This window comes from Cupriavidus sp. SK-3 (assembly GCF_000611145.1).
Taxonomy (GTDB): Bacteria; Pseudomonadota; Gammaproteobacteria; order Burkholderiales; family Burkholderiaceae; genus Cupriavidus.
Genome location: NZ_JFJV02000156.1, coordinates 1 through 5,019, shown reverse-complemented (window position 1 = coordinate 5,019; position 5,019 = coordinate 1). Strand labels below are relative to the sequence as shown.

The 5,019-nt window shown below is 64.1% G+C and carries 4 protein-coding genes; all 4 read right to left on the bottom strand.

Annotation, left to right across the window (positions count from 1 at the left end; translation table 11 throughout):
* Nucleotides 1–199: 199 nt before the first annotated feature.
* Nucleotides 200–1,783 carry an AMP-binding protein gene (locus CF70_RS16115; protein WP_035866607.1) on the bottom strand — a complete coding sequence of 528 codons (1,584 nt, stop codon included), beginning with the start codon at nt 1,781–1,783 and terminating at the stop codon, nt 200–202.
* Nucleotides 1,784–2,447: 664 nt separating this feature from the next.
* On the bottom strand, nt 2,448–3,500 hold the full coding sequence (locus CF70_RS16110; RefSeq protein WP_051648548.1) for a linear amide C-N hydrolase: 1,053 nt from the start codon (nt 3,498–3,500) through the stop codon (nt 2,448–2,450).
* A gap of 477 nt (nt 3,501–3,977) precedes the next feature.
* Nucleotides 3,978–4,529, bottom strand: coding sequence for a hypothetical protein (locus CF70_RS16105; protein WP_035866609.1), 552 nt, complete (start codon nt 4,527–4,529; stop codon nt 3,978–3,980).
* A 260-nt stretch (nt 4,530–4,789) separates the two neighbouring features.
* A partial coding sequence (locus CF70_RS16100; protein ID WP_035866549.1) for a hypothetical protein occupies nt 4,790–5,019 on the bottom strand: 230 nt, incomplete at its 5' end.

Below are 5,019 nucleotides of genomic sequence, written 5' to 3'. Positions count from 1 at the left end.
GCATCGCTTGGGGGGCTCGCTTCGCATCGCGTTGGGGCTACACAAGAAACAACGGGGTGCGCCTTCTGGTGCACGTGCAAGGCGGGGGCAGGGGGCGCTGGAAAAAGTATATGAGCATGGGCGGACGGCGTGCGCTCTGTTTCGCCGGAGCGTCATCGCCCGGCGGTGTGCAGTGCCGGCGCGGCGGCTGGTTCATGGCTCATGGCGAGTCCGCGAGCAGGGCGCGCAGTTGGTTCTTTGCCACTTTCTCCAGGGTGGACCGGGGCAGGCTCTCAACCAGCCTGATGTCATGCGGATGCTTGAAGCCCGCCAGTTGCGCCTTGCATGCCGACAGGATGCGCTCGGCCAGGGCCTGGCCGGTGCCGGCGTGCGGGATCACGAAGGCGACTGGCACTTCGTCCAGCATGGGATGCTTCCTGCCGACGACGGCGACTTCCGCCACGCCCTCGACCAGCGCGATGACGCGCTCGATTTCCGAGGCTGCCACGTTTTCCCCGCCGACCTTGAGCATGTCCTTGGCGCGGTCCGAGAAATACAGGAAGCCGTCGTGGCCCAGGCGGACCCGGTCGCCGGTGATGAAGAGCCCGTCGTCGCGGAAGGCCGCCGCCGTCGCCGCCGGGTCGCCCGCATACTCCAGGAACAGGGAAACGCCACGCTGGCCGCCCACATGGAGGTTGCCTGTCTCGCCGGGGGCGACAGGTTGCCCGTCATCATCGAGCACGTGGATCGCATAGGCCTGGGACGGCCTGCCCATGGACATCGGGGCGTTTGCGAGGTGCGCGGAACCTATCGTGCCGTGGGTGATGGTTTCGGTCATTCCCCACCACCCGATCGTCCTGACCCCGAAGTGCGCATCCGTGGCCGGCGCGCAGACGCCGCTGCCCCAAAAGCGGTAGCTGTGGTGCGCTGGCCTGGGCTGGGTCAGCAGCGCCCGGACGCAGAACGGCACCATCGAGGTCCAGGTGCAACCGTGCTTGACGGAGACCGGCCAGAAGCGCGATGCGGAGAACCGGGGTTGCACCACCACCGTGGCGCCCACCCAGAGCGCGGCCGCCACCGAATAGATCTGCGCGTTGGTGTGGAACAGGGGGAGGTGGACCAGGTGCACATCCTCGGGACGCAGGTCCTCGTGCATGGCGGACAGGCGCGCGCCCCAGAGCGCGTTCGCATGGGTCCAGAGCACGGCCTTGGGCCGGGCCGTGGTGCCGGATGTGTACTGGATGCCGAACGGCGCCATCGGGTCGTGCGGGCGCTCGATCAGTTGCGCGGGATCGGCGGAGATGGCGGCGAACGGCTCGAACCCGGCGACGTCCGGCCCGGCGGCGGCGCCGCAATCCGTCCCAGTGACGGCCAGCCAGGCCAGGGATGGGGCCGCGGCCTTTACCATGGCGGCAAAGCGCGGTTGGGTGATGGCGCCGACGGCGCCGCTGTGACTGGCGAAGTACGCGAGCTCGTCGGTGCTCGACCGGGTATTGGTCGACACGGCCACGGCACCCGCGTAAGCGCAGCCCAGCCAGGCGATGACCGCCTCCGGGCAGTTGTCCAGGTGGACCAGCACGCGATCCGCCGGCCGTACTCCTCGCTCCTGCAGGCCGGCCGCGAAGCGGCGCACGCCGTCGCCAAAGTCCGCATAGGTCCAGGTCCTGCCTTCGCCTTCAAAGGGTTCCCAGATCAGGAAGGGATGAGCGCCGCGACTGGCCATCCGTTCGTCGATCAGGGTGCGGAAGTCGCTGCCTTCGAAGGGCGTCAGCGGTTTGGGGCTCGTTTTATCTGCGTGGCTCATGGCGCTCGGGCTTTCCATCGGCGGGCTGATTGGGGAAACCCGTTTAGTGTTGCGACCGTCGAGTGCGTCCGCCTCGTCCAAAGCGACGAAACCTGCTTGGTTGGCGTGAATCCGTGCAAGCTTTCCGCTTGCGCAGGCGCAGGCGCAGAGCGGGGTGAGCCGGATTCTGTCCCATCGATCCTGCAACGATGAATGAGCGGCACCGGGCGCATCCGGGTTGCCGCGTTCCCTTCCCCTGCCAGGGTCTGTTCCCGCCTTGCCGAGCTGCTACCATGGTTTCCGCCGCCGCCGCGCGGCCCGGGAACCTGGCCCGGAATCGCAAGGCCGCGCGCGGGCGAGATCACTGATCCTGCCAGGCTGAAGGCGTGTTTTGCCGAATGCGCCAGGCCGGGCGGACATGTCGGACGAAACGAATCCGCGTTCCGGCATTCGCGCGGTGACATAAAGGCATTTGTGCGGGAAGTCCTCTTCGCCGGCAAGTGACACCAGGCGTTCAGGCGGGAGGCTGCGCCGGACGGCCGGGCAGGCGAGGGCGCAAGACGCGCCCTGGCGGGCGCGACTGCCGGCCGGGCGGATAAGCCCAGCCGGCGGCTTTGGCGCAGGCGCGGCAGGCACGCATGCAAGGGCAATGATCTTGCACGGTGCCCGGCGCTACCCCGGTGAATCAGCTCTTTGAGAAATTCAGTGCCGGCGGCGCGTTATTCGGCTTGAACGGCGAGATCGAAAGCGTCTTCCCGTCCAGGTTGAAATGCGCCAGGTCCACGACGCGCAGGGTCTGATCCTGATAGCTCTTGATGTAGTAGCGCTTTGCCCTGAGATCGGCGATCGATGACCATTGCGTATATTCGAGCTGCCCGCCTTTGGGCGCCGTGGAAATGGAGCCCACCGGAATATCGAAATTATTCAGGATATGCTCTGCGAGCTTGATCGTTTGCGGGCCGTCGGGAAGTTGTTTGGCCGATGCGACATAGCCGAGGGCACGGATGAAGCGGGACGGCGGCGTGGGATCGCCTGGAATGCCAAGAAGACCGGATCCCTGGCCAAAAGGCTCGAAGGTTTGCCCGGCAATCTTCATCGGATCGGCATCGACAGGCGAAATCTTTACGTAATTCCTGACATTGTTGAGGTGCCAGTCAAAGGTCGGGGAGTTGGTGAGGACGCCGAGCGGGTTGTCGTAAACTTTGAACTGGCCGCCGATAGGCTCGATCACGATCGAGGCGCCGGTCGCATCATGCAGGGGAAAGTGGAAAGGCAATGCCATGTCCAGCACTGGCGCCTTGATATCGACGATTGACACATTGTTGAGTGCCGCCTTGACTTCGGCGACAGTCGCAAAGTTTGTCAGCACCCAGGTCAGGAACTCCCAGGACGCGATGGATTTGGCCGGATCGGCCTTCGCCGGATCGGTATAGCCGGCGAAACCGGGGAAGTAGAGGTTGCCACCCGCAAGGCCCTTCTCGTTCATCCCGTCGGCAAGCACCGGCTGTCCGCCCGACATGACGCCCACCACAGCGTAACGCGACTTCCAGCGGATGCCAGGCTTGTTGCCCGGGCCGGTGCCGACATACTCGTAATTGCGGGGCACCACGACTACATCCGGCTGCAGCTCGAAGCTGTACTCCATGGTGCGCGCATAGACAGGCGTGCCGTCTGCCGCTTTCAGCAGGAAATTGGTGCAGGCATTTGCCTGTGCGCCAAAGGCGATCAGGCATGCCATTGCCGCCGCCTTGACACGACCCGAAACTTTATGTGATTTGTACGCCACGATTACCCCTTATTTTTATGGAAAGGTTGCCTGTTAGAACAACACTGACGTCTCGCGCCAGCCGGCACCGTTGGCACGCCCAGGGCAATCTGTCCCAGTCTCCAGATCATTGCCAAAACGGTGCGTGTGGCAGGCATGCGCATCATAGCGCATGCGCCGGAATCATCACTAAAAAGGGTGGAGGCAAAGGCCTGAGCCTTGATATTCGTATTCCGCGCATCGCGTTTGTTTTGAAATGCGCTACCGGTGCCACATCGGTATTACGGCCGCGGTCAAGGTTTCTGAAACCTTGCGGGTAGTGAACTGGATTGAGGAGCCGCATCATTGGTGAGATCCGCGGCTTCTGCCATGTGAAAATGTTCGCGTGCCGACAATCCTGAGTTCGGCATGCGGAACAAGTCCGGCATTGGGGTGTGGCAGTTGTTTCTCTTACAGCGGTGCAGGCTGTGTGGAGGCGGGTTGCGTTGGCGCGGCCGGCTTCTTGTCGCTCGTGCCGCTGTAAGCGAAGTACCTGGCCTTGGCGCCCTTGGCCCAGTACGCCAGGGTGAACTGCTTGCTGTCGCGCGCGTAAAGCATCTCGAGGCTGCCGTTGGCTGCTTCCCACTCGGCGTAGCCGTTCTCGGCATTGGGGTCGGTCTTGCGCCTGGACTCGTAGCGGGCGTCAAGCGTCTTGCTGACCTCATCCATCGCGGACCGGTCGAATGTCAGGGTAATGAGCGCCACGGTGTCCTGGGCGTCGCAGTTCACGGTCGCACGGGTCAGGCCCGGCAGATTGAAGCGTTCCAGGTGTTTGATCTCCACCGTGTCCCCGCCGGCCCATGGCGCCATGCCAGTCTTGACGCGATTCGGCCCGGGTGTCATCCGCGCGCACTTGGTCTTGCCAAGTTCAAGGCCGAGGGGCGCGGCGTCCTTGCCGGGCGGTTGTGCGTGGGCGGTGATCGATGCCCACAGGAGGGCGGAAAGGAGGGTGGCCTTCTTCATCATGGTTTTGGCGAGATTCGATATCTCGAAACGAACATGAGGGAGATTTTACGGCCTGGGGCACCTCGCCCGGCACGCGCAGGCGTGTTTCCGATCTGGTTCGGCAAGCCCGCAACAATACCGCGCTGCGGTGGCACGCGCCAAATAGGCTGTGTCCCATGGAGAATATGGCCGCTGTTACCAGGTTCAGGGTGCTGGCCCGGTAACGCGGCACCTCCGTGGAACCGGCAGGGGTTTCCACGGAGCCTGGCGCATGCCGTTCAGACCTTGGCGTGGGTGGCGGCCCATTGCGACGGGTTGACGTCGATGCTCAGCGGGCCGAAGCCGGAGCCGATCACGCCGACGTTGTTGAGCGTGTTCACGTTGATGCTTTGCAGCTGGGCGATGTTCTGGTTGACGTTGACATTGACGTTGGCCACCGGGCCCAGCCCTTGCAGCCAGGAATTCCCGCCGCGCACCGCGGTCATGGACTTGCTGTCGAGTTCCTGGG

Excerpts from the sequence above, each read along its gene's own strand:
- CF70_RS16115 (WP_035866607.1), bottom strand. The coding sequence starts at position 1,783 with ATGAGCCACGCAGATAAAACGAGCCCCAAACCGCTGACGCCCTTCGAA.
- CF70_RS16110 (WP_051648548.1), bottom strand. The coding sequence starts at position 3,500 with ATGGCATGCCTGATCGCCTTTGGCGCACAGGCAAATGCCTGCACCAAT.
- CF70_RS16105 (WP_035866609.1), bottom strand. The coding sequence starts at position 4,529 with ATGAAGAAGGCCACCCTCCTTTCCGCCCTCCTGTGGGCATCGATCACC.